This is a genomic window from Asanoa sp. NPDC050611 (assembly GCF_040654855.1).
GTDB lineage: Bacteria > Actinomycetota > Actinomycetes > Mycobacteriales > Micromonosporaceae > Asanoa.
On the sequence record NZ_JBFAIU010000711.1, the window covers coordinates 1 to 1,064 of the forward strand.

At 72.4% G+C, this 1,064-nt stretch carries 2 pseudogenes; both read right to left on the reverse strand.

The window, feature by feature from the left end:
* Positions 1-94, reverse strand: a pseudogene (locus tag AB0H87_RS42010) (ATP/GTP-binding protein); the annotation flags it as partial.
* Between the two features lie 4 nt (positions 95-98).
* Positions 99-1,064, reverse strand: a pseudogene (locus AB0H87_RS42015) (HAD-IA family hydrolase); the annotation flags it as partial.

Consider the following 1,064-nt stretch of genomic DNA (forward strand, 5'->3'; position numbering starts at 1 on the left):
ACTGGCCTGGCGTACCGAACAGATAGAGCTTGAGGCTCCCGTCGATGGTCACGCAGCCGAAGTCCATGGCGACCGTGGTGGTGGTCTTCGTCGACGAGGAGCCGGATGGTGGTGCCGTCCGGGACCGGGACCACGGTCTGCCCGGTGGTCGCCAGACCGTAGGCGGATTCCGGATAGACGATCGGCCAGGTCTCGTGGAACCCGTTCAGCAGCGTCGCGGGACGGTAGGCCGGCTCGCCTTCCTCGTGGGCGCCGCGGATGCCGATGAACCCGTTCGAGACCGCGAACAGCGACTCGGTGCGCCCGACGTCGGCGGGGTCGGGGTCCCGCTCGACGAGTCGCCACGGGTCGGTGAGGTCCTCGGCGCTGGCCGCCAGGATGCGCCGCGCCGCCGCCCGCAGGCGGTGGGCCCGCGGTCCGGACCTGTGCACCTCCTCGGTGACGTCCGAGAGCAGCTCACCGAGGTCCTCGACCACGAGGTCCGCGCCGTGCTCGGCCAGCGCCCTCGCCTGGCCGATCCGGTCCACGCCGACGACCAGCCCGAAGTTTCCCGCGCGACCCGAGGCGACGCCGATCAGCGCGTGCTCCACGACGACACAGCGCGCGGGCGCCACGCCGAGCAGGTCGGCGGCGGCAAGGAACATGTCCGGCGCAGGCTTTCCCCGCAGGTTCTGGTCCAGCGCCGTCCGGCCGTCGACCACGGCGTCGAACAGGTTGCTGATCCCGGCCTGCTCGAGGATCGCGGCGCAGTTCCGGCTGCTGGAGACCACCGCGGTCGTCAGCCCGGCCTCGCGCAGCTCGCGTGCCCAGGCGATCGACCCGGGAAAGGCCTCGACCCGGCCGGCGGCCAGCTCGGCGGCGACCCGCTCCTGCTTGAGCTTTCCCAGTCCGCGGACGGTCAGCCTCGACGCAGGCTCGTCAGAGGTGCCGGGAGGCAGCGAGATGCCGCGGGCCGCGAGGAAGTCCCGGACGGCGTCCTGCCGTGGCTTCCCTTCGACGTACGCCGCGTAGTCGGCGACCTCGAACCGGGGTGTGCTCGTCCCGTGCGTGGCGTCCCACTCGTC